At 54.6% G+C, this 21,947-nt stretch carries 20 protein-coding genes; 12 read left to right on the top strand and 8 right to left on the bottom strand.

The window, feature by feature from the left end:
• The first annotated feature begins 26 nt into the window (after window positions 1-26).
• Window positions 27-1,043 (top strand): SMP-30/gluconolactonase/LRE family protein, encoded by a 1,017-nt coding sequence (locus RRF55_RS05540; RefSeq protein WP_004150200.1) that lies wholly within the window; start codon window positions 27-29, stop codon window positions 1,041-1,043.
• 35 nt (window positions 1,044-1,078) lie between these two features.
• Here the strand turns inward: RRF55_RS05540 and pyrE are convergent, their stop codons facing one another.
• The 5 genes from pyrE to RRF55_RS05565 all read right to left on the bottom strand — a co-directional run bounded on the left by pyrE (window position 1,079) and on the right by RRF55_RS05565 (window position 5,606).
• On the bottom strand, window positions 1,079-1,720 hold the full coding sequence (gene pyrE, locus RRF55_RS05545; protein WP_004173904.1) for an orotate phosphoribosyltransferase: 642 nt from the start codon (window positions 1,718-1,720) through the stop codon (window positions 1,079-1,081).
• Between the two features lie 110 nt (window positions 1,721-1,830).
• Window positions 1,831-2,547 (bottom strand): ribonuclease PH, encoded by a 717-nt coding sequence (gene rph / locus RRF55_RS05550; RefSeq protein ID WP_002922602.1) that lies wholly within the window; start codon window positions 2,545-2,547, stop codon window positions 1,831-1,833.
• 96 nt (window positions 2,548-2,643) lie between these two features.
• On the bottom strand, window positions 2,644-3,783 hold the full coding sequence (locus RRF55_RS05555; protein ID WP_032415812.1) for an ABC transporter permease: 1,140 nt from the start codon (window positions 3,781-3,783) through the stop codon (window positions 2,644-2,646).
• Complete coding sequence (locus RRF55_RS05560; protein ID WP_004181533.1) at window positions 3,770-4,687, bottom strand: ABC transporter ATP-binding protein; 918 nt, start codon at window positions 4,685-4,687, stop codon at window positions 3,770-3,772. Before RRF55_RS05560 ends, RRF55_RS05555 begins: the two co-directional genes overlap by 14 nt.
• Window positions 4,680-5,606, bottom strand: a complete 927-nt coding sequence (locus RRF55_RS05565) for an HlyD family secretion protein (protein ID WP_269465353.1) — start codon at window positions 5,604-5,606, stop codon at window positions 4,680-4,682. Before RRF55_RS05565 ends, RRF55_RS05560 begins: the two co-directional genes overlap by 8 nt.
• Between RRF55_RS05565 and RRF55_RS05570 the strand changes: the two genes are divergently transcribed.
• A complete protein-coding gene (locus RRF55_RS05570) occupies window positions 5,566-5,697 on the top strand; it encodes a hypothetical protein (protein WP_050486007.1) in 132 nt (43 codons plus the stop codon). The genes RRF55_RS05565 and RRF55_RS05570 overlap by 41 nt on opposite strands.
• Window positions 5,698-5,734: 37 nt before the next feature.
• Here the strand turns inward: RRF55_RS05570 and RRF55_RS05575 are convergent, their stop codons facing one another.
• On the bottom strand, window positions 5,735-7,435 hold the full coding sequence (locus RRF55_RS05575) for a lysophospholipid acyltransferase family protein (RefSeq protein ID WP_032415813.1): 1,701 nt from the start codon (window positions 7,433-7,435) through the stop codon (window positions 5,735-5,737).
• Window positions 7,436-7,934: 499 nt separating this feature from the next.
• On the opposite strand from RRF55_RS05575, the gene RRF55_RS05580 reads away from it, so the two are divergent.
• From RRF55_RS05580 to RRF55_RS05590, 3 genes are all read left to right on the top strand, one after another.
• Complete coding sequence (locus tag RRF55_RS05580; RefSeq protein ID WP_002922636.1) at window positions 7,935-8,798, top strand: YicC/YloC family endoribonuclease; 864 nt, start codon at window positions 7,935-7,937, stop codon at window positions 8,796-8,798.
• A gap of 182 nt (window positions 8,799-8,980) precedes the next feature.
• Complete coding sequence (locus RRF55_RS05585; RefSeq protein ID WP_004181536.1) at window positions 8,981-9,727, top strand: isocitrate lyase/PEP mutase family protein; 747 nt, start codon at window positions 8,981-8,983, stop codon at window positions 9,725-9,727.
• A gap of 2 nt (window positions 9,728-9,729) precedes the next feature.
• On the top strand, window positions 9,730-10,788 hold the full coding sequence (locus RRF55_RS05590; RefSeq protein ID WP_004151500.1) for a bifunctional transcriptional activator/DNA repair enzyme AdaA: 1,059 nt from the start codon (window positions 9,730-9,732) through the stop codon (window positions 10,786-10,788).
• Window positions 10,789-10,843: 55 nt separating this feature from the next.
• Here RRF55_RS05590 and RRF55_RS05595 read toward each other — a convergent pair whose 3' ends face one another.
• Window positions 10,844-12,094, bottom strand: coding sequence for a chloride channel protein (locus RRF55_RS05595; protein ID WP_004188107.1), 1,251 nt, complete (start codon window positions 12,092-12,094; stop codon window positions 10,844-10,846).
• A 275-nt stretch (window positions 12,095-12,369) separates the two neighbouring features.
• On the opposite strand from RRF55_RS05595, the gene RRF55_RS05600 reads away from it, so the two are divergent.
• Complete coding sequence (locus RRF55_RS05600) at window positions 12,370-12,987, top strand: trimeric intracellular cation channel family protein (protein WP_002922654.1); 618 nt, start codon at window positions 12,370-12,372, stop codon at window positions 12,985-12,987.
• A gap of 5 nt (window positions 12,988-12,992) precedes the next feature.
• Here RRF55_RS05600 and ligB read toward each other — a convergent pair whose 3' ends face one another.
• A complete protein-coding gene (gene ligB, locus RRF55_RS05605; RefSeq protein WP_021313902.1) occupies window positions 12,993-14,669 on the bottom strand; it encodes an NAD-dependent DNA ligase LigB in 1,677 nt (558 codons plus the stop codon).
• 258 nt (window positions 14,670-14,927) lie between these two features.
• Between ligB and gmk the strand changes: the two genes are divergently transcribed.
• The 6 genes from gmk to glpX are packed head-to-tail and all read left to right on the top strand — an operon-like array spanning window position 14,928 to window position 21,860.
• Window positions 14,928-15,551 carry a guanylate kinase gene (gene gmk / locus RRF55_RS05610; protein WP_002922664.1) on the top strand — a complete coding sequence of 208 codons (624 nt, stop codon included), beginning with the start codon at window positions 14,928-14,930 and terminating at the stop codon, window positions 15,549-15,551.
• Between the two features lie 54 nt (window positions 15,552-15,605).
• On the top strand, window positions 15,606-15,881 hold the full coding sequence (gene rpoZ / locus RRF55_RS05615; RefSeq protein WP_000135058.1) for a DNA-directed RNA polymerase subunit omega: 276 nt from the start codon (window positions 15,606-15,608) through the stop codon (window positions 15,879-15,881).
• 18 nt (window positions 15,882-15,899) lie between these two features.
• Window positions 15,900-18,020 (top strand): bifunctional GTP diphosphokinase/guanosine-3',5'-bis pyrophosphate 3'-pyrophosphohydrolase, encoded by a 2,121-nt coding sequence (spoT, locus tag RRF55_RS05620; RefSeq protein WP_004150214.1) that lies wholly within the window; start codon window positions 15,900-15,902, stop codon window positions 18,018-18,020.
• Between the two features lie 4 nt (window positions 18,021-18,024).
• On the top strand, window positions 18,025-18,714 hold the full coding sequence (trmH, locus tag RRF55_RS05625; RefSeq protein ID WP_004181538.1) for a tRNA (guanosine(18)-2'-O)-methyltransferase TrmH: 690 nt from the start codon (window positions 18,025-18,027) through the stop codon (window positions 18,712-18,714).
• 5 nt (window positions 18,715-18,719) lie between these two features.
• Window positions 18,720-20,801, top strand: coding sequence for an ATP-dependent DNA helicase RecG (gene recG, locus RRF55_RS05630; protein ID WP_004151504.1), 2,082 nt, complete (start codon window positions 18,720-18,722; stop codon window positions 20,799-20,801).
• Window positions 20,802-20,849: 48 nt separating this feature from the next.
• On the top strand, window positions 20,850-21,860 hold the full coding sequence (glpX, locus tag RRF55_RS05635; RefSeq protein WP_002922903.1) for a class II fructose-bisphosphatase: 1,011 nt from the start codon (window positions 20,850-20,852) through the stop codon (window positions 21,858-21,860).
• Window positions 21,861-21,947 lie beyond the last annotated feature (87 nt).

The following is a 21,947-nucleotide window of genomic DNA, read 5'->3' on the forward strand; positions in this document are numbered from 1 at the left end:
AACACCACCCGACAAGGAGAGATTTGATGGCGACGTCACGGCGGGATTTACTGAAGATAGGCGGGTTGGCAACCGCATCGCTACTGGTCAGTCAAAAAAGCTTCGCAGCATGGGCCCCCTCTGAACGCTATCCGGACCCACGCATCGTGGCCGTCGATGATAGCTTTCGTCGCTATATGCTTGCCAGCGCAAAGGTCGAACGCATCGCCAGCGGCTTCCGCTGGGCGGAAGGCCCGGTCTGGTTCGGCGACATGCGAATGCTGCTGTGGAGCGACATTCCGAATAACGCCATCATGCGCTGGGATGAAGTCAGCGGAGAAACCAGCGTCTTTCGCTACCCGGCCAATTATAGCAATGGTCACGCCCGCGACAGACAGGGGCGCTTAATCAGTTGCGAGCACGACACCCGCCGCATTACGCGTACCGAATACGATGGGTCTGTTACCGTACTGGCCGATAGCTACCAGGGTCATCGCCTCAATTCTCCAAACGATATCGTTGTGAAGTCAGACGGCACCATCTGGTTTACCGATCCGCCATTTGGCATCAGTGGTTTTTACGAAGGCCACAAAGCAACATCAGAATTGCCGCAAAACGTCTATTGTCTGGAGCCGGAAAGCCGCAAACTGAGCGTGGTACTGGGCGACGTAAAAGGGCCAAATGGTTTGTGTTTCTCGCCGGACGAAAAGACCTTATACGTGGTGGAAAGCCGGGCGACACCGAACCGCTTAATTCTGGCGTGGGATGTGGAAGGCAATACGCTGAAAAATAAACGGGTATATCTCGACTGTGGGAACGGTACCGCCGATGGGATCGCCTGCGACGCAGACGGCAATCTGTGGTGCGGATGGGGAAGCGGAAACGAAGAACTCGACGGCGTGCGGATCTTCAATCCACAGGGTAAGCATATCGGCACCATTAAACTGCCAGAGCGCTGCGCGAACTTGTGCTTTGGCGGCGAACAGCGCAATCGTCTGTTTATGGCGTCCAGCACGTCAATCTATTCGCTGTACGTCAATGCGCAGGGCGCTAAGCTGATATAGCGGAAATCCGGCAGCCGAGGCTGCCGGGCGCATCATCAGACGCCGTAGGCTTCACGATAGGCGCGAACTGACGCCAGGTGTTCCGCCATCTCCGGCTTTTCTTCCAGGTAAGCGATCAGCTCTTTCAGAGTGATGATTGAGATAACCTGGCAGCCGTAATCCCGCTCCACTTCCTGAATGGCGGAGATCTCGCCGCGGCCGCGTTCCTGACGATCCAGGGAGATCAGAACGCCCGCCAGCTGCGCGCCCTGGGCCTGGATAATCTCCATGGATTCGCGAATCGCCGTACCGGCGGTGATCACATCATCCACCAGCATTACCCGGCCCTGCAGCGGGCTACCGACCAGATTGCCGCCTTCGCCATGGGTTTTTGCCTCTTTGCGGTTAAAGCAGTAAGGCAGATCGCGGTCATGATGCTCGGCTAACGCCACCGCGGTGGTGGTGGCGATTGGGATTCCTTTGTAGGCCGGGCCAAACAGCAGGTCAAACTCAATTCCGGAATCCACCAGCGCCTCGGCATAAAAACGGCCCAGCAGAGCCAGATCGCGCCCGGTGTTAAACAGGCCGGCGTTGAAGAAATAGGGGCTCTTGCGCCCGGATTTCAGCGTGAATTCGCCAAACTTAAGAACCTGCTTGCTAAGCGCAAACTCAATAAACTGGCGCTGATACGGCTTCATGGATTCGCTCCTTTGGTACTTTTCATCATTGTCAGACTGCGCGCTCCCCTTCGCAGGTGTGATGAAGGATAAAGCGCAAAAAAAAGGCGACTTCTCAGTCGCCTTAATCATTAATTTTCTAACGCCGCCTTCTGCGTCGTGATAATGGACTCGATCCCCCCTCGGGCTAACGCCAGGAGAGTGAGGAGTTCTTCATGGGTAAACGGCTCACCTTCCGCAGTGCCCTGCACCTCAATAATACGGCCATCTTCGGTCATCACCACGTTCATGTCGGTCTCCGCGGCGGAGTCTTCGATGTACTCCAGATCGCAGATGGCTTCGCCATTTACGATACCGACGGAGACCGCGGCCACCATCCCTTTCATCGGATTGGTTTTCAGCTTGCCGGCGGCGACCAGCTTATTCAGCGCATCGGCCAGCGCCACGCAGGCACCGGTAATGGAGGCAGTGCGGGTGCCGCCGTCGGCCTGCAGTACATCGCAGTCGAGAGTAATCGTGAATTCGCCCAGCGCTTTCAGGTCAACCGCTGCGCGCAGCGCACGGGCAATCAGGCGCTGAATTTCCATCGTCCGGCCGCCCTGCTTGCCTTTTGCCGCTTCACGCGCGTTACGCGTGTGCGTAGAACGCGGCAGCATGCCGTATTCAGCGGTGATCCAGCCCTGGCCCTGGCCTTTCAGGAAACGCGGAACGCCTTCGTCAATAGAGGCAGTGCACAGCACTTTGGTATCACCGAATTCGACCAGCACGGAGCCTTCAGCGTGTTTTGTGTAATTACGGGTCAGGGTGACGGGACGCACCTGATTAGCGCTACGGCCTGCTGGACGCATGATAGAAATCTCCGGCTTGAAACGAATGTGAGGGCGCATTATACGAATTTCATGGCAAAAAGCCTATGCCCACTCCAGCCGGACGCGCCGATAATGTCAGTCCAGCGTTTTACGATAAGATTTCAACCCCACACCAATGACAATCACCGCCAGGCCTATCAGCGGCAAGAGGTCAGGCAACAATGCCGTTGCTGAATAGCCTTTCAGCATAATGCCCTTAACCAGGCGGATGAAGTAGGTCAACGGTAAACAGGAGCCAATGGCTTTCGCCCAGTCTGGCATACTAATAAAGGGGCTGACAAATCCGGACAGCATAAGTGAAGGGATGAAATAAAATGACGACATTTGCAGCGCCTGCAGCTGGTTTTGTGCTAAGCCAGAAATACCGATACCAATTGACAGACAAAGAAAGACATAAATTAACAGCACAAAAAATAGTAGGAAGACGCTACCGTGAAGGGGGATATCGAACAACAAAACGGCGACAATCAGGATTAACGTCGCCTGAAACAGACCAATGATAACAAAAGGCGTTATTTTCCCAATAATGACCTCAAGCCCGGACAACGGAGAGACCAGTAAATTTTCTAACGCCCCGTTTTCTCGCTCGCGGGTAATAGACAGGGCGGTCATCAGGATTAACGTTGTACTGAGTATAGACCCCATAATACCGGGAATAGTATTAAACTGGGTTATCCCCTCAGGGTTAAACATGCGATGAATGATAAGCTCGAAATCATCCTCTTTTTGCACCACACGCATGTCGCCCGGCAAATCGTGCTGAAACATCGACTTCACCACCTGCACAAGGGCGCTGAGCGCATTCCCCGTGGTGATCGGATCGATGGCATCCCCCTGAATTAATAGTTGTGGCTTTTCTCCACGCAGTAACTTGCGCGTAAACCCCTCAGGGATCGTCACGATAAAAGTGACATCCCCCCGCACAAAGGCTTTCTGCGCCGCCTCTTCTGAATCGACAGGAATCATCGAAAAATACCCGGTATTTTGCGCTTCCGTCACAAAGATTTGACTCATGCGTTCGGTATCATAATTTAGTAAGGCGGTCGGAAGATTATGCGGATCCATATTGATGGCATAGCCAAGAATGATCAGCTGAAAAAGAGGTGTCAGGAGCACCATACTGATGCTGACTTTATCACGGCGTAGCTCGTGAATTTCCTTAATAACCACGCCAATCCACCGCGTAATGGAGAAGCTAAAATTAATTTTTTTCACAATTATTTTTCATCAAGTAGGTAAATGCATCTTCCAGATTGGTATCCACCTTACAGAACTCATAACCCTGTTGCGTAAAGGCAAAAAGCGCGGATTTTAACTTCGCTTCATCTCTGGATGTAATATAAAGCTGATTGCCAAAAATGACCGTTTGCTCAATATCCGGCAAGCGCTGTAGCTGGCTTTCAAGCAGCGTCAGACCGGCGCCGCTGGTTCGCATGGTGATCAAATTCTGGGAGGCGATAATCGACGCAATAGTGCCATTCGCCAGCAGCCGACCATAAGATAGATAGGCAACCTTATGGCAGCGCTCAGCCTCATCCATATAATGCGTGCTCACCAGTATCGAGATCCCCCGGTCAGAGAGCTGGTGCAGCATTTGCCAGAACTCTCGCCGCGCCTTGGGATCCACGCCAGCAGTCGGCTCATCCAGAAATAGCAAAACAGGTTCATGCAACATACAGGCGGCGAGGGCCATTCTTTGCTTCCAGCCCCCAGAAAGCTCCTTAGCCAGCTGGTGCTGTCGGGCAGTGAGGCCTAACTCAGAAAGCGCACGTTCAACCCGCTCTCTACGCCGATCGAGGCTATATAACCGCGCAATAAAAAGTAAGTTTTCCCGAATAGTTAAATTTCCCCACATTGAGAAATACTGGGTCATGTAGCCTATCTTTTTTTTTATTTTTTCCCGCTGCGTAAAGATATCCATACCCAGACAAGTACCTTCACCGGAATCCGGCGTAATCAAACCACACATCATTCGAATCGATGTCGTTTTTCCGCTACCGTTCGGACCGAGAAAACCATAGATCTCGCCTTTTGCTACCTGTAAAGAGAAATCCTTTACGACGTGATGCTCGCCAAAATGTTTATTGAGATTTTTTACATCAATACAAAGATTATTCATCGCCAATAATCTCCACATCAAACGGTTGGCCGATTTTCATCCGCCCTGCCTGCTGCAGCGCAGGGATAGCCTCCGCCATAAAAATGAGCTTCTCACGACGTTTCGTACTATAAATAACTGGAGGCGTAAACTCGGCCTCAGGGCTGATATAGTTAATAACGCCAGCAATGGGCTCAGCGCAACCATCGCATATAAGTTTTACCTTAGATCCGATTTTAAATTTACCGAGCTTCGCTTCGGGTATAAAGAAGCGTACTTTTATATTCTCAGGAGGTAACAGACTGATTATTGGTTTACCAGCAGAAGGGCGCTCCCCGGCACGATAAATAATATCGAAGACTTTAGCATTGACCGGAGAAACAATCGTCGTTTGCTGGACATCCCACAGCGCCTTATCCCGTTCGAGTTTTGCCGCGGCCACCATTGAGCGCTGCTTGCTAATCTCATCCTGCCGGGCAGGGAGTTGCCGTGCTTTGAGTTGATTAATTAACTCTTCAACCTGTGCGCCTTTTTGAGTTAATTCATCCCGGATATCCTCCCATTCCGCAAGCGATATGGCATGATTGGCGTAAAGATTACGATATCGCCCAAGCTGCCGCTTTACCTGGGATTCTGCCGATTGTGCTTTTTTAATCTGCGAACGTATAATATCCAGCTCTTCAGGCCGTTCTCCAGATTCCAGATTTCGTAATAGAGCGCTCTCTGCTGATAGTTTTTCCTCAGCGCGCAGGAAAATATTTTGCGCATCGAAGGACTCAATCTTCACTAACTCCTGTCCTGCGGCGACGTTATCTCCTTTATTGATCAAGATCCGTTCTATTTTTTCATTACCAGAATATGAAAGGTATACAAATTCTCCATGTGAATAACCGGATAACATGTTATCTGATTTGTTATCACATCCGGTGAGTATCAGCACCGATATCAATATAATAAATATATTTATTGGCTTTCGCATTAAAACGCATCCATACGTATATCATTTCCCTTATCATTACGGTCTGGATTAAGGCACGCTCGCTCCAGGACCGTACAGCCATCGTCAGTTTAATCTTTTAAATAATGCTTAACGTAGCTTTCATTCAATTTATCTATAGAGCTCAGATTTAACCCAGCTATCGAATTAAAAGAATCATCTTTTGTGAATGCAAGAATCGACGATCCGCCCGGGGAGAACCATTTAGCACTCTGTTTAAAAGGCCAGGGAAGTTCATAACCTTCTTCTCTCAGCAGGTGATTGAGCATGCTCCAGTCTGCTCTAAAATCTTCGCCACAAAATGGAGTATCATCCTGTACATTTTCGGCAGTGAACAATGCTATCGGCGAACAAAAATCAGCTGTCGAGGAAAAGTATATATTATAGAAACTGATGATGAGTTTCTGTACTTTTTCAGGAAAAGTTCCAGGAATGGTCAGCACACCCAGCAAGTATTTATAGTCCGGATATCTTTTTATAAAGTCAAATATCCCTTGCCATAAATAATCAAGCACCTTACTTTTTTGATAAGGTTTCTGAATAAAGCCGCGGCCAATTTCCACACACTTCTCTAAACAGGAATAGGCATTATCATGGTATTTAAACAAGCTGTTGCTATAGAGGCCTGTTACACCATGTTGGGCCAGCTGCTCGCCAACGGGCATAACACGATATGCTCCCAGGATTTCCACATCAGAAGGATCCCACAAAATGATATGATAATAACTTTCATCAAAAACATCGTTATCTCGGTCGTTACCAGTTCCGGCACCAATATCGCGATAACAGCGTTCGCGTAAGCGCCCTAACTCATCAATAATAGGTGAGGTTCGGTTAGTATTACAGCGATATATCACTAGTTTTCTACCGTCTTCAAACTGCCTTAATATTTCGCACTCCTCTATTGCGCTAATTAGCTCCTTTTTACCTGGTTCTAATTCTTGCGGCGCAATCGTATCTAACATAGCCGGGCCATTCTTCGCTATACTCTGGAGGTGCGTCAAACATACATTTGCCGCGGCAGAAAGATCTTTATTGTATTCTTTAAACGAGGATAAGGCTATTTGCTGTCCTATATTGATTTTCATGGTCTTGCCATGATGGCGGAGAGCTTCACGAATAACCATCATGTTCGACAGTTGCCGCCAGAATGTTGCAGTAAGATAATAAATCTTACTGTTTGCTCCCGTAATATGAATTGGTACCAATGCTGCATTATTTCTCATAGCAAGCTGTAAAAAACCGGGGTTCCACTTATGCTCCTGTAACCCGGAAAGAGACCAGTTAGCCAGCTTACCCGCAGGACATATAATCAATACGCCTCCTTTTCGCAGGTGATCGTTCATCTCGCGGAATTTTTTATGGCTCATCTTACCGGCCATATTCTCAATTCCAATGGTAAGTTCCGATACCTGGGGGAATATAATTGGCAAAACGTGATTAGCTATTATTTTTATATCACTCCTGACTCGGGAGACCGTATGTATTAAGCTAAGTCCATCGATAACCGTCGGATGATTTGAAATAACAACCGTAGCCCCATGCCCAGGTATGTTGTTAAGTTGGTGGTGTTCGCTTTCACATTTCAACTCAAGGAGTTCAACAACTGCATTAACCCACTCGACCCCATTTTTATTAACGAGTCGCTCGTTATATATTAAGCGAGAAAATACCTTATTGCCAAATGCCGTCCTGAACAGCCATTTTTTCCAAAAAGGTATGGTTGTATTTGGAAAAAATTCCCTTACGACTCTGTCAAAGATAGCGTCCATATTAAAATCCTTTTTATAGAACTCATCTTAAACGACTATACTAGCGTTCTTTCAGTCGGACAATACCGCATAAAACTTAAAAAGGCCAAAACAAAACAATTAGATATAATTAATACAACAGTATTCTCACCATAAATACAATCATCAAAGTTTTAATAAATTTATAGTAATCAATGCAAAAAAAACATACATAATGCTTAAAGGTAATACCCTATCTCATTTCTGGTGGTTATACTTCCTAAAACTCACAGAATAGCTTGTCTGGCGGTATATGCATTTGTACAAAGGCATCCGAATTCCATGCCCGCATCTAATATCAGAAAATATTAACTACGGATTCCCATAATATATAACCCCACCTACAGCCCCTGGCGAAAATAACTTTGCGGCGATATCCCTTAAAACAATCGTCCTTGAAGTATTTCATCACTATTCCTGTTAAGTCACCGCCCGCACGGCTATAATCCTTGCATTCATTATTACGAAAACAGGAACGCCTATGATCCGCAGTATGACCGCCTATGCCCGCCGTGAAATCAAGGGTGACTGGGGTAGCGCCGCATGGGAGCTGCGCTCGGTAAACCAGCGCTATCTGGAAACGTACTTCCGCCTGCCGGAGCAGTTCCGTAGTCTGGAGCCCGTGGTACGCGAGCGCATTCGCGCCCGCCTGACTCGCGGTAAAGTCGAATGCACCTTGCGTTTTGAACAAGATCCCAGCGCTCAGGGTGAACTCATCCTCAACGAAAAGCTGGCTAAACAGCTGGTAAACGCTGCCAACTGGGTGAAAATGCAGAGCGATGAAGGGGAAATCAACCCGGTTGATATCCTGCGCTGGCCGGGCGTGATGGCCGCCAAAGAGCAGGATCTCGACGCCATCGCCGCCGACATTCTGGCCGCTCTTGACGGCGCGCTGGACGACTTCATCGTCGCCCGCGAAACGGAAGGCCAGGCCCTGAAAGCGCTTATCGAGCAGCGGCTTGAAGGCGTGAGCGGCGAAGTAGCGAAAGTTCGCGCTCATATGCCGGAAATTCTCCAGTGGCAGCGCGAGCGTCTGGTCGCCAAGCTGGAAGATGCGGAAGTGCAGCTGGAAAATAACCGCCTTGAGCAAGAGCTGGTGCTGATGGCGCAGCGTATCGACGTTGCCGAAGAACTGGACCGTCTCGAAGCGCACGTTAAAGAGACCTATAACATTCTGAAGAAGAAAGAAGCTGTGGGTCGCCGTCTCGACTTTATGATGCAGGAGTTCAACCGTGAATCGAACACCCTGGCGTCAAAATCGATTAACGCCGAGGTGACCAACTCCGCGATTGAGCTGAAGGTACTCATCGAGCAAATGCGCGAGCAAATCCAGAATATCGAGTAACGCTTTCTCGTTTGTTAATGTATTTCGGTATCCAGGGCCATGATAAATCATGGCCTTTTTATTTATCTCTCTCACGGGCGAATGATAAGAATCTACTTATAAAAAATAGTCGTCCAGTTTTCGGTTGTGGCAAATAAGCACAACGCGGCACAGTCAGGAAAACACTACCGCGAGAGAAAAGAATGGACTTTAATGCGCTTCACCAGCAAAACCAACCTTTGTTGCTTGCCAATGTCTGGGATGCCAGCAGCGCTCAGGCTGCTCAGCAGGCTGGTTATCAGGCGCTGGGATCCTCCAGCGCTGCTATCGCCGCAATGTTAGGGTATGAAGATGGCGAAGAGATGAGTTTTGACGAGCTGTTTTATGTCGTCTCACGCATCAAAACCGTTAGCGAACTGCCGTTAAGCGTCGATTTAGAGGCGGGCTACGGCGCGACAACCAGCCACATCATTGACAATATCCGGCGTCTGGCGCATCTCGGCGTGAGTGGAATAAATCTCGAGGATAGTCATGTGGTGGATAGTACGCGTCGTCTTGACGATGCGGAGCGCTTTGCCGTCAAACTGCAGGAAATCACCCGCGCCTGTCCCGGTCTGTTTGTTAATGTCCGCACCGATACCTTTCTTCTCAACGTACAAGATGCGCTGGTTCAAACGCTCTATCGCGGTCAACTCTACGCCAAACACGGCGCATGCGGTTTTTTTGTGCCTTGCGTCACCCGCGCGGAGGATATTACCGCCATCGTTCACCACGTGCCTTTACCCTTAAACGTAATGTGTATGCCTGAGCTGGCTGACTTCAGCACCTTATCGACACTGGGCGTAAAACGAATTTCGATGGGCAATTTTATTTATGCTGCGACGCAGGCCAGACTGAAAGACTTATTATGTCAGGTGCAAACCCAACACTCTTTCTCAGGTGTTTTTTGACCATGAAAATTACCGACAGCATGCAGTGCGATATCTGGTATCAGGCGCTGCTTGAACGCGCGGTGGAATTCACCGGCGTTTTTTTCGTCGGCGTGAAAACCACCGGCGTATTTTGTATCTCGGTCTGTCGGGCGCGAAAACCCCGGCGGGAAAACGTCGAATTTTATAATGACTTTAAATCCGCGCTGGATGCCGGCTTCCGGCCATGCAAAGTCTGTCGCCCGACGGAGAATGCCCGGACGGCCCCCGCCTTTGTTGAACAAGCGCTCCGCCTGCTGCGAGAAGCTCCAAAGGTCCGCCTCAGCGATAGCGAGCTACGTCAGCACGATATTAGCCCGGAACGCGTTCGCCGCTGGTTCCTGCAAAACCACGGGATCACCTTTCAGGCTTTTCAACGGATGCAGCGTTTGAATATGGCGCTTCAGGAATTAAAAGCAGGCCGCTCAACTACCGATGTCGCTTTCGATAGCGGTTACGAGTCCTTAAGCGGCTTCGGCTATACCTGCAAAAAATTGACCGGTTTCGCACCCAGCGCGCAACGCCAGGTTGTTTTAATTCATCGTTTTACCACCCCGTTAGGGCCAATGTTTGTTTGTGCAACGCAACGGGGAATTTGTCTGCTGGAGTTTGTCGACAGACGAGCGCTGGAGTCAGAATTCAGCGACCTGCAGCGGCGGTTCAACGCCAGCATCATCGCAGGTGAAAATGCCCACACCAGGCAGGCGCAACAGGAAATAACGGAGTATTTCGCCGGACAGCGTCAATCGTTCGAGGTGGCGCTTGATACCCCAGGCAGCGAATTCCAGCGAGCGGTCTGGCGCCGTTTACAGCACGTTAGCTTCGGTGAGACGACGCATTATCAATCGATTGCGATGGAGATAGGTAAACCAACGGCCACGCGCGCGGTGGCTGCTGCAAACGGCGCTAACCGCGTCGCGATTATCATCCCGTGCCATCGAATTATCGGCAAAGATGGTTCGATGACCGGTTACGGCGGCGGCATTGCACGAAAAATATGGCTTATTAACCATGAGGCAACCATCAGGGAAAAACGCGGCTGATTTTACTTTCAGGATCAACGGGCCCCTCCCTGACTTTCACCGCGGCTCGGTAAGCCTATTTTTTATCCAGCGCCCGGCAGGTTAAAAACGCCCCTGCCGCGCACAGCAGCGCCGGAGCCAGATAGCTGTGATCCATGTGGGTAAACTCCATCACCAGCGCCACCGCGGTCAGCGGCATCTGCATGGAGGCGGCGAGAAACGCGGCCGCCCCCACCACAGCGAAGCTGCTTTTATCACCGCCAGGGAAGCCGAGCTGCCAGAGCGCGCAGAGCAGCAGGCTGACCAATCCGCCCACCGCCAGCCCTGGGGTTAACAATCCACCCTCCGCGCCGCCGCGCAGCACCGCCAGAATCACCACCATCTTCAATACTAACAGGACAGCGACCATGGAGAGAGGCAGCCCGTCGCTGAGCGCCAGCTGCATTGGACCCTTGCCATTGCCCGGAAGCTCGGGGAAATAAAGACTCAGGATGGCAAGAAGAGAAAACCCCAGCAGACAGAACACCGGCATCTGCCAGTTACTTCGCGCGCGTGAACGCGCCGCGCTGGTCGCTTTGCGAAAGAGCCAGGCGCCGGTGCCAAGAATCGGGCCCGCCAGAATCGCCCACCAGAGAAAGGTGTGCGGAAGCGCGCTGGAAACAAAATGGTATTGCGATTCATCCCCTAACCCCAGGGTGGCCGTCCAGGCGGCAATCGCCGAGGTCATTATCGCCGCTAGCGTTTTTTCCCAGCTAAACGACAGCAGCATGACCTCAAGGCTGAACAACGCCCCGGCCAGCGGGACGTTATAGACCGCCGCCAGACCCGCGCCCGCCCCACAGGCAATCAGCGTGCGGGTTTCATCTTCCAGCAGGCGCAGCTTACGCGCCACCATCCCCGCCCCCAGCGCGCCCATTTCCCGGGGCGCCACTTCGCGGCCAAGCGGGGAGCCCAGCGCTACGGTGACGATCTGCAGCAGCGCGTGGATCGTCGTGGTGCCCGCGGGCATGGGTACGCAGGGGTTGGCCACCGCCGCCGCAATGGAAACCCGCCTCTGCCCATAGCGACCAAGCAGCCACCAGCCAAATCCGGCGACGGCGCCGCCGGCCACGATTGCCACGATGCGGCGTGGCCAGGACGACTCCGTGACGCCCTGTAAAAATGACACCGAACCGACGATCTGCCCATAACTGTAACCAAAAGCCAGGTGCTGAATCGCGTGTAAAATTAGTGCCAAAACCATGCCGGACAGACCGGCCAGAATCCCGGTTAATACCACGGCTATCAGGCGGATCAGATGATTTTTATTCCCGGCGGCGACGCTCATTTTCTCTGGCCTTGAAAAGGAAAAATAAAAGAATAAAGGACGAGACTTAAACATTGCGTAATCATAGTGTTTTCGATAGTGATACCCATCGCTTCACTTAGCATTACTTTTTCTAATAAATAAAAATCCCTAAAAAATCAATAAACCTTTAAATCAAGCCATCACAGATACTATTTCCATTAATTTTTCCTGGCGTAAATGATTCGCTTTAGAAAATCTCAATCGTGATCCTGCGCACAAATCGTTAACCTGCCCGCCATTACCTGGGGGGATCTATGCTGCTTCATGTTCTGTATTTAATCGGTATCACCGCGGAAGCCATGACCGGCGCACTGGCTGCCGGGCGCCGGCGGATGGATACGTTTGGCGTCATCATTATCGCCACTGCGACCGCGCTGGGCGGGGGTTCCGTTCGCGATATCCTGCTGGGGCACTATCCTCTTGGTTGGGTGAAGCATCCCGAATATGTCATCATTGTCGCCGTCGCCGCCGTCCTCACGACCATTGCCGCTCCGGTGATGCCGCACCTTCGTCGGCTGTTTCTGGTGCTGGACGCGCTGGGGCTGATCGTGTTTTCCATCATCGGCGCGCAGATCGCCCTGGACATGGGCGAAGGCCCGGTTATCGCCTCTATTGCCGCCGTGATCACCGGTGTCTTCGGCGGCGTACTGCGCGATATGTTCTGCAAACGCATTCCGCTGGTCTTCCAGAAAGAGCTGTATGCCGGGATCTCCTTTGCCGCAGCCGTACTCTATATTGCTCTGCAACATTACGTCAGCAGCCACGATGTGGTGGTGCTGGCTACACTGCTGTTCGGCTTTACCGCCCGCATGCTGGCGCTACGCTGGAAACTGGGGCTACCGGTCTTCCACTACACCCATGACGCCCACTAACCGCCTTAAAATCCGGGGATGCGCTGCCCGCTAAGCCATTGCGCCAGCGCCACCACGTCCGGATGGTGCAGGAAAGCCACCAGCTGGCGGGCTCTGATCTCCCCCACGCCCGGCAGCGTGCGCCATTGCGCTTCACTTTTTGCCGCCAGCAAATGCCAGTTCTCGCTTTCGAGCTGCGCCAGCGCCCCCTGCGGCACCGGGATCCCCATCGCCAGCACCCAGCGGATAAAAGGTCGTTTGCGAACGAGATCAAACTGATGCCAGAGGTGCTGCCCGCGGGCGGCGGAAATCCCTGGCACCGCCTGCAGCTGCTCAACGGTAAGCGCCAGCCAGGAAAAAATATGCGTCATCGGGTTTTGCTGCTGAATGACGCGCCATAAATTTTCCCCCACGCCATCGACATTCAGGGCGGACTTTGATGACAACCAGATCAGCCTGGAAAGAAACTGTTCGCTGCACTCAGGGGTGGCGAAATAGCAGGTTAGCGCATTAAATTTCGCCGGCGGCGGCGTCGGTTTATGGCGCTCGGCCGTCCGCCAGACGACGGCGTCGACCCGAGGAATACCCTGCCCTGCCAGACTGATCTGCAGCTGATCGCCAACCCCAATATCCAGCATCTGCCAGCGGGACACAGAGCCAACGTTAACCCGCTGCACGCGTTTATCATCCAGCCGCTGGGGCTCAAGCTCGGCCACCACGTTGAGTCTGCCGCTGCGGCCGGTACTGAAACGGATCGCCCGTACCTGCATCACCCGCGATGCCGGAGGATATTTCCAGGCTGCCAGCCACTCGCCCTTTCCGGGCGACCAGACTCGTCCCGGCGGCTCGCGTCCTTCGCGCACAATCACACCGTCGCTGACGAAGGGCTGCGGCGAGCGATACCAGCGCTGGCGCCACTGCGCCACCTGCTCGATGCGCGACACCGGATGGGTATATTGTCCGCTGTACTTAAACCCCGCCTGCGCCAGCAGCTGCTGACGACGGCGCATATCGGACGGACCGTCTGGCCAGGCCCAGATAAAGACGTCCAGTTGGCTGAGCGCCGCCGCCGCGTCGGCTCGCATCATCAACCCGGCGACTTTCGCCCGCGCATTCATCCCCCCGGCCTGCTGCTGGACATGGCCGTCCCGGCGCAGAAACAGTTCCCCCTGCAGTACGCTGTCGGCCAGTTCACCGGTCATCACTTTCGCCAGCGCCGGGATCTGCCGCGCTCGGGCGGTCCATGCCTCACCGCGTAGACCATCGCCGCGGCTAATGGCCTGAACCAGACGCCCCTGGCGATAAACGAGAGTCACCGCCACGCCGTCCACTTTAGGCTGTATCCACAGGTCGGATTTATTTTTCATCCAGCGGGCAACGCTGTCCTCATCCGCCAGCTTGCGCACGCCGGTATGGGCCACCGGATGACGCGCATCGCCGGTGGGCGGAGGCAGATCGTCATCCTCAGGCGTCGCGCCCGGAAAGCATTGTCGCCACTGCGCCAGGCGCAGGGTGAGCTGGTCGTAAACGTCATCGCTCACTCCGCTGGCGCCCTGCCGCCAGTAAGCCTCTTTCCAGGCGACAATTTGCTGATGAAGGCGGGATGTCTCCTGCCTTCCTCTGGCCGGCGGCCAGTCCGGACACGTCGCCAGCGCGCTGGCAGAGAACATCCCTAACGCCAGCCACCACCCTCCTTTACGCATTGCAGTCCCCTCCTCCATCACCTAGCGGAGAGTCTGCTGCAGAATGCCGCGAGCCGCGACGGAAGCTTTTTCGCCTTGCGAAACGCCTTCCAGGATTTACGCCTCATTGCAGCAAAGGCTGGCGAATGCAGGAAAACGGCAGGCAAAATGAAAGAAACAGCGGCAAAAAGTGTGACAATGACTGCGTCACGCCGCGGCGACGTGTATAATAGGCTCGTATGTAGGACCTCTTTCGATAACCACATACAAAAGACACTCATGGCTCAAGGCACGCTTTATATTGTTTCCGCCCCTAGCGGCGCGGGTAAATCCAGCCTGATTCAGGCTTTATTAAAAACCCAACCGTTGTATGACACCCAGGTATCGGTCTCCCATACCACGCGGGCGCCGCGTCCGGGTGAAGTGCACGGCGAACACTATTTCTTCGTGAATCACGACGAATTCCGCTCGATGATTGGCGAAAACGCGTTTCTGGAACATGCAGAGGTCTTTGGCAACTATTACGGCACGTCGCGTAAAGCGATCGAGCAGGTGCTGGCGACCGGCGTCGATGTCTTCCTCGATATCGACTGGCAAGGCGCGCAGCAGATCCGTAAAAGCATGCCCGGCGCGCGCAGTATTTTTATTCTGCCGCCGTCAAAAGATGAACTGGACCGTCGCCTGCGCGGCCGCGGCCAGGACAGCGAAGAGGTGATCGCGAAACGGATGGCCCAGGCCGTTGCGGAAATGAGCCATTACGCGGAATATGATTACCTGATTGTGAACGATGATTTTGACACCGCCCTGAGCGACCTGAAAAATATCATCCGCGCTGAACGTCTGCGCATGAGCCGCCAAAAGCAGCGACATGGCGCTTTAATCACCAAACTATTGGCAGACTGAACCCACATTCAGTATCATGCCCAGTCATTTCTTCACCTGTGGAGCATTTTAAGTATGGCACGCGTAACTGTTCAGGACGCTGTAGAGAAAATTGGTAACCGTTTTGACCTGGTACTGGTCGCCGCGCGTCGCGCTCGTCAGATGCAGGTTGGCGGAAAGGATCCGCTGGTACCGGAAGAAAACGATAAAACCACCGTTATCGCACTGCGCGAAATCGAAGAAGGTCTGATCAACAACCAGATCCTCGACGTACGTGAGCGCCAGGAACAGCAAGAGCAGGAAGCCGCTGAATTACAAGCCGTTACCGCGATTGCTGAAGGTCGTCGTTAATCACACAGCGGGTCGCCCTTGTATCTGTTTGAAAGCCTGAATCAGCTGATTCAAAACTACCTGCCGGAAGACCAGATTAAGCGTCTGCGGCAGGCGTATCTCGTTGCACGTGACGCTCACGAGGGTCAGACACGTTCAAGCGGTGAACCCTATATCACGCACCCGGTCGCGGTAGCCTGCATTCTGGCCGAGATGAAGCTCGACTATGAAACGCTGATGGCCGCGCTGCTGCATGATGTGATTGAAGATACCCCCGCCACCTATCAGGACATGGAACAGCTTTTTGGTAAAAGCGTCGCCGAGCTGGTAGAGGGGGTGTCGAAACTTGATAAGCTCAAGTTCCGCGATAAGAAAGAGGCGCAGGCCGAAAACTTTCGCAAAATGATCATGGCGATGGTGCAGGACATTCGCGTCATCCTCATCAAGCTTGCCGACCGCACCCACAACATGCGTACTCTGGGCTCGCTGCGCCCGGATAAACGCCGCCGCATCGCCCGCGAAACGCTGGAAATTTACAGCCCGCTGGCGCACCGTTTAGGTATCCATCACATCAAAACCGAGCTCGAAGAGCTGGGCTTTGAAGCACTGTACCCTAATCGCTACCGCGTCATTAAAGAGGTGGTCAAAGCGGCGCGCGGCAACCGTAAAGAGATGATCCAAAAAATCCTCTCCGAAATCGAAGGACGGTTGCAGGAAGCGGGGATCCCCTGCCGCGTCAGCGGTCGCGAAAAGCATCTGTACTCCATCTACTGCAAAATGGTGCTTAAAGAGCAGCGTTTTCACTCGATCATGGATATCTACGCCTTCCGCGTTATCGTCCATGATGCCGATATCTGCTATCGCGTGCTCGGCCAGATGCACAGCCTCTACAAACCGCGTCCAGGTCGTTTCAAAGATTACATCGCCATTCCGAAAGCGAACGGCTATCAGTCTTTGCACACCTCGATGATCGGCCCCCACGGCGTCCCGGTCGAGGTACAAATTCGTACCGAAGACATGGACCAGATGGCGGAGATGGGGGTAGCGGCGCACTGGGCTTATAAAGAGCACGGCGGCGAAAGCAGCACCACCGCGCAAATCCGCGCTCAGCGCTGGATGCAAAGCCTGCTGGAGCTGCAGCAGAGCGCCGGTAGCTCGTTTGAATTTATCGAGAGCGTAAAATCCGATCTGTTCCCCGATGAGATTTACGTTTTCACCCCGGAAGGGCGCATTGTCGAACTGCCTGCCGGCGCCACGCCGGTGGACTTCGCCTACGCGGTGCATACCGATATCGGTCATGCCTGCGTCGGCGCGCGCGTCGACCGTCAGCCCTATCCGCTGTCGCAGCCGCTCTCCAGCGGTCAGACTGTCGAAATTATCACCGCGCCGGGCGCTCGCCCGAACGCCGCCTGGCTGAACTTTGTCGTCAGTTCGAAAGCGCGCGCCAAGATCCGTCAGCTGCTGAAAAACCTTAAGCGCGACGATTCGGTCAGCCTTGGCCGTCGTCTGCTCAATCACGCGCTGGGCGGAAGCCGCAAACTCGCCGAGATCCCACCGGAGAATATCCAGCGCGAACTCGATCGCATGAAGCTGGCCTCGCTTGACGATCTGCTGGCGGAAATCGGTCTGGGCAACGCCATGAGCGTCGTGGTGGCAAAAAACCTGCAGCAGGGCGAAGCCGCTGCGGCGCCGGTACCGGCTAACGCGTCGAACCACGGTCATCTGCCAATCAAAGGCGCCGATGGCGTGTTGATCACCTTCGCCAAGTGCTGTCGTCCAATTCCAGGTGACCCGATTATCGCCCACGTCAGCCCGGGTAAAGGGCTGGTTATCCACCATGAATCATGTCGTAACATTCGCGGCTACCAGAAAGAGCCGGAGAAATTTATGGCGGTTGAGTGGGATAAAGAGACCGCTCAGGAGTTCATCACCGAAATCAAGGTGGACATGTTTAACCACCAGGGCGCGCTGGCTAACCTGACGGCGGCGATCAACACCGCGTCTTCCAATATCCAGAGCCTGAATACGGAAGAGAAAGATGGCCGCGTATACAGCGCCTTTATCCGCCTGACCGCGCGCGACCGCGTGCATCTGGCGAATATCATGCGCAAAATCCGCGTCATGCCGGACGTGATTAAAGTCACCCGTAACCGAAACTAGCTTTATGAACTCAAAGCGCTACGAGCGTATCTGCGAGATGCTCGCCAGGCGTCAGCCTGACCTGACGGTCTGCATGGAGCAGGTCCATAAGCCTCATAACGTCTCTGCGGTCATCCGGACCGCAGATGCCGTTGGCGTACACGAAGTGCATGCCGTCTGGCCGAGCAGCCGGATGCGTACCATGGCCTCCGCCGCCGCGGGCAGCAACAGCTGGGTGCAGGTTAAAACCCACCGCACTATCGCAGATGCCGTCGGCCACCTGAAAGGCCAGGGCATGCAAATTCTTGCCACTCACCTTTCCGACAAAGCCATCGATTTTCGTGAAATCGACTATACGCGTCCAACCTGCATCCTGATGGGCCAGGAGAAAACCGGCATCACCCAGGAAGCGCTGGCGCTGGCCGATCAGGACATCATTATCCCGATGATCGGCATGGTGCAGTCGCTGAACGTCTCCGTCGCCTCGGCGCTGATCCTCTACGAGGCGCAGCGCCAGCGGCAGAATGCCGGGATGTACCAACGCGCCAACAGCATGCTGCCGCCACAAGAGCAGCAGCGCCTGCTGTTCGAAGGCGGCTATCCGGTGCTGGCCCGCGTCGCCAGACAAAAAGGTCTGCCTTACCCCCACGTTAACGAGCAGGGCGAAGTGGAAGCCGATGCCGCGTGGTGGGCTACCATGCAGGCTGCGAGGTAAACCCAATGTCAGGCCGCCTGTTAGATGCCGTTCCGCTCAGTTCACTCACCGGTGTGGGCGCTGCGCAGAGCAGCAAACTGGCGAAGATTGGCCTGCATACGGTACAGGATCTGCTGCTGCACCTGCCTTTACGCTACGAAGATCGCACCCATCTTTACCCGATAGCCGAGCTACTTCCCGGAGTTTATGCCACCGTGGAAGGTGAAGTGCTCAACAGCAATATCACCTTCGGCGGCCGGCGGATGATGACCTGCCAGATCAGCGACGGCACCGGCATCCTCACCATGCGCTTTTTCAACTTCAACGCGGCGATGAAAAACAGCCTCGCGACCGGTCGTCGGGTGCTGGCCTACGGTGAAGCCAAACGCGGGAAGTACGGCGCCGAGATGATCCACCCGGAATATCGCGTCCAAGGCGATATGAGTACTCCGGAGCTGCAGGAAACGTTAACCCCAGTCTATCCGACCACCGAAGGCATCAAGCAGGCGACCCTGCGCAAGCTCACCGATCAGGCGCTTGAGCTCCTGGAAACCTGCGCGATTAGCGAACTCCTGCCGCCGGAGCTGGCGCAGGGGATGATGAGCCTGCCGGAGGCGCTGCGTACGCTGCACCGCCCGCCGCCCTCCTTGCAACTTAGCGAGCTGGAAAGCGGCAAGCACCCGGCGCAGCAGCGTCTGATTCTGGAAGAGCTGCTGGCGCATAACCTCAGCATGCTGGCGCTGCGGGCAGGCGCCCAGCGCTATCACGCCCTGCCGCTCGGCGCCAACGATACCCTGAAAAACCAACTGCTGGCCTCCCTGCCCTTTAAGCCCACCGGCGCGCAGGCGCGGGTTACCGCCGAGATTGAACACGATATGGCGCTGGACGTGCCGATGATGCGCCTGGTGCAGGGCGACGTTGGCTCCGGTAAAACGCTGGTCGCTGCCCTGGCCGCCTTGCGCGCTATCGTCCACGGCAAACAGGTGGCGCTGATGGCGCCCACCGAACTGCTTGCCGAGCAGCATGCCAATAACTTCCGCAACTGGTTCGAACCGCTGGGCATAGAAGTCGGCTGGCTGGCGGGCAAACAGAAAGGCAAAGCCCGTCAGGCGCAGCAGGAGGCTATCGCCAGCGGCGAGGTGCAGATGATTGTCGGCACCCACGCCATCTTCCAGGAGCAGGTGCAGTTTAACGGCCTGGCGCTGGTGATTATTGACGAACAGCACCGCTTCGGCGTGCATCAGCGGCTGGCGCTGTGGGAGAAAGGTCAGCAGCAGGGATTCCACCCGCATCAGCTGATCATGACCGCCACGCCGATCCCCCGCACCCTGGCGATGACCGCCTACGCCGATCTGGACACCTCGATTATCGACGAGCTGCCGCCAGGCCGAACTCCGGTGACCACCGTCGCCATCCCCGACACCCGGCGCAGCGATATTATCGACCGTGTGCGCAACGCCTGTACCCATGAAGGTCGCCAGGCCTATTGGGTCTGTACGCTGATTGAAGAGTCCGATCTGCTGGAAGCCCAGGCGGCGGAAGCCACCTGGGAAGAGCTCAAACTGGCGCTGCCGGAGCTCAATATCGGCCTCGTCCACGGGCGGATGAAACCGGCGGAGAAGCAGGCGGTGATGCAGGCCTTCAAGCAGGGCGAGATGCATCTGCTGGTAGCCACCACGGTGATTGAAGTCGGCGTCGACGTGCCTAACTCAAGCCTGATGATTATCGAAAACCCGGAACGTCTGGGTCTGGCGCAGCTGCACCAGCTCAGAGGGCGCGTCGGGCGCGGCGCGGTCGCTTCCCACTGCGTGCTACTCTATAAATCGCCGCTCTCCAAAACGGCGCAGAAACGTCTGCAGGTCCTGCGCGACAGCAACGATGGTTTCGTCATTGCCCAGAAAGACCTCGAAATTCGCGGTCCCGGCGAGCTGCTCGGCACCCGCCAGACCGGCAACGCCGAATTTAAAGTGGCGGACTTACTGCGCGATCAGGCGATGATCCCCGATGTTCAACGCATTGCTCGCCACATTCATGAACGCTATCCGCTGCAGGCCCAGGCGCTTATCGAGCGCTGGATGCCGGAAACCGAACGCTATTCCAACGCGTAGCGCGCTTTTGCCGCGCTGCGGGCAACTTTTCTACACAACGAGTGGATTATGAAACGAGAACTGGCCATCGAATTTTCGCGTGTCACCGAAGCCGCCGCGCTGGCGGGCTATAAATGGCTGGGCCGCGGCGATAAGAATACCGCCGACGGCGCAGCGGTTAACGCCATGCGCATTATGCTTAACCTCGTCAATATCGACGGCACCATCGTCATCGGCGAGGGCGAAATCGATGAAGCGCCGATGCTTTATATCGGCGAAAAAGTGGGTACCGGCAAGGGCGATGCGGTAGATATCGCCGTCGATCCCATCGAAGGCACCCGCATGACGGCGATGGGCCAGGCCAACGCCCTGGCGGTGATGGCGGTCGGCGATAAGGGCTGCTTCCTCAACGCGCCGGATATGTATATGGAAAAGCTGATCGTCGGCCCGGGCGCTAAAGGCGCTATCGATCTCAATCTGCCGCTGGAAGAGAACCTGCACAATATCGCCCGCGCCCTGAACAAGCCGCTGGGCGAGCTGACCGTCACCGTGCTGGCGAAACCGCGCCACGACGCGGTCATTGCCCAGCTGCAGCAGCTGGGCGTGCGCGTGTTCGCTATTCCCGATGGCGACGTCGCGGCCTCTATTCTCACCTGCATGCCGGATAGCGAAGTCGACGTACTGTACGGCATCGGCGGCGCGCCGGAAGGGGTGGTTTCCGCCGCGGTGATCCGCGCCCTCGACGGGGATATGCAGGGGCGCCTGCTGGCTCGCCACCACGTGAAGGGCGATAACGAAGAGAACCGCCGCATCGGTGAAAATGAGCTGGCGCGCTGCAAAACCATGGGCATTGAAGCGGGCAAAGTGCTGCGTCTGGATGAAATGGCGCGCAGCGATAACGTCGTCTTCTCCGCCACCGGGATCACCAAAGGCGATCTGCTGGACGGCATCACCCGCAAGGGCAACATGGCCACCACCGAGACGCTGCTGATCCGCGGCAAGTCGCGCACTATCCGTCGTATCCAGTCGATTCATTACCTCGACCGTAAAGATCCGGACATTCAGCAGCACATCCTGTAATACCGCTTTTTCTCTCCCAGGCAACCGTCCGCAGGCGGTTGCCCTGTTCTTCGTTTATATTTGATCAATAGAGCTTTCTTGCGCCTT

This window comes from Klebsiella sp. K47, from assembly GCF_051858335.1.
Classification (GTDB): Bacteria; Pseudomonadota; Gammaproteobacteria; order Enterobacterales; family Enterobacteriaceae; genus Klebsiella; species Klebsiella pneumoniae.

Coding starts and splice junctions, on each gene's coding strand:
- RRF55_RS05540 (WP_004150200.1), top strand. CDS start 27: ATGGCGACGTCACGGCGGGATTTACTGAAGATAGGCGGGTTGGCAACC.
- pyrE (WP_004173904.1), bottom strand. CDS start 1,720: ATGAAGCCGTATCAGCGCCAGTTTATTGAGTTTGCGCTTAGCAAGCAG.
- rph (WP_002922602.1), bottom strand. CDS start 2,547: ATGCGTCCAGCAGGCCGTAGCGCTAATCAGGTGCGTCCCGTCACCCTG.
- RRF55_RS05560 (WP_004181533.1), bottom strand. CDS start 4,687: ATGAATAATCTTTGTATTGATGTAAAAAATCTCAATAAACATTTTGGC.
- RRF55_RS05570 (WP_050486007.1), top strand. CDS start 5,566: ATGTTATCTGATTTGTTATCACATCCGGTGAGTATCAGCACCGATATC.
- RRF55_RS05575 (WP_032415813.1), bottom strand. CDS start 7,435: ATGGACGCTATCTTTGACAGAGTCGTAAGGGAATTTTTTCCAAATACA.
- RRF55_RS05580 (WP_002922636.1), top strand. CDS start 7,935: ATGATCCGCAGTATGACCGCCTATGCCCGCCGTGAAATCAAGGGTGAC.
- RRF55_RS05585 (WP_004181536.1), top strand. CDS start 8,981: ATGGACTTTAATGCGCTTCACCAGCAAAACCAACCTTTGTTGCTTGCC.
- RRF55_RS05590 (WP_004151500.1), top strand. CDS start 9,730: ATGAAAATTACCGACAGCATGCAGTGCGATATCTGGTATCAGGCGCTG.
- RRF55_RS05595 (WP_004188107.1), bottom strand. CDS start 12,094: ATGAGCGTCGCCGCCGGGAATAAAAATCATCTGATCCGCCTGATAGCC.
- RRF55_RS05600 (WP_002922654.1), top strand. CDS start 12,370: ATGCTGCTTCATGTTCTGTATTTAATCGGTATCACCGCGGAAGCCATG.
- ligB (WP_021313902.1), bottom strand. CDS start 14,669: ATGCGTAAAGGAGGGTGGTGGCTGGCGTTAGGGATGTTCTCTGCCAGC.
- gmk (WP_002922664.1), top strand. CDS start 14,928: ATGGCTCAAGGCACGCTTTATATTGTTTCCGCCCCTAGCGGCGCGGGT.
- rpoZ (WP_000135058.1), top strand. CDS start 15,606: ATGGCACGCGTAACTGTTCAGGACGCTGTAGAGAAAATTGGTAACCGT.
- trmH (WP_004181538.1), top strand. CDS start 18,025: ATGAACTCAAAGCGCTACGAGCGTATCTGCGAGATGCTCGCCAGGCGT.
- recG (WP_004151504.1), top strand. CDS start 18,720: ATGTCAGGCCGCCTGTTAGATGCCGTTCCGCTCAGTTCACTCACCGGT.
- glpX (WP_002922903.1), top strand. CDS start 20,850: ATGAAACGAGAACTGGCCATCGAATTTTCGCGTGTCACCGAAGCCGCC.